We start from the raw sequence: 285 nt of genomic DNA on the forward strand, positions 1-285 counted from the left end.
GCCACATCCAGAGGAAGCGCGGCCCGTAGGCCCGCCCGCACATGCCGTAATTGCCGGCCCCGAAGCTGCCGCCGATCAGGACGGTGAATTTCGGCACCGCCGCGGTCGCGACGGCGGTGACCATCTTGGCCCCGTCCTTGGCGATGCCGCCGGCCTCGTAGCGCCGGCCGACCATGAAGCCGGTGATGTTCTGGAGGAACACCAGGGGCACGCCGCGCTGGGCGCAGAGCTCGACGAAGTGGGCGCCCTTCAGGGCACTCTCCGAGAACAGGATGCCGTTGTTGG

1 protein-coding gene is annotated in these 285 nt (G+C 69.1%); it reads right to left on the reverse strand.

The features are described from left to right. Positions 1 to 285: carboxyl transferase domain-containing protein (locus J4G32_RS21240; RefSeq protein WP_281413606.1), on the reverse strand; the 285-nt coding region annotated here is incomplete at both ends.

Origin of the sequence: Microvirga antarctica (assembly GCF_017921815.1) — a bacterium.
Classification (GTDB): Bacteria; Pseudomonadota; Alphaproteobacteria; order Rhizobiales; family Beijerinckiaceae; genus Microvirga; species Microvirga antarctica.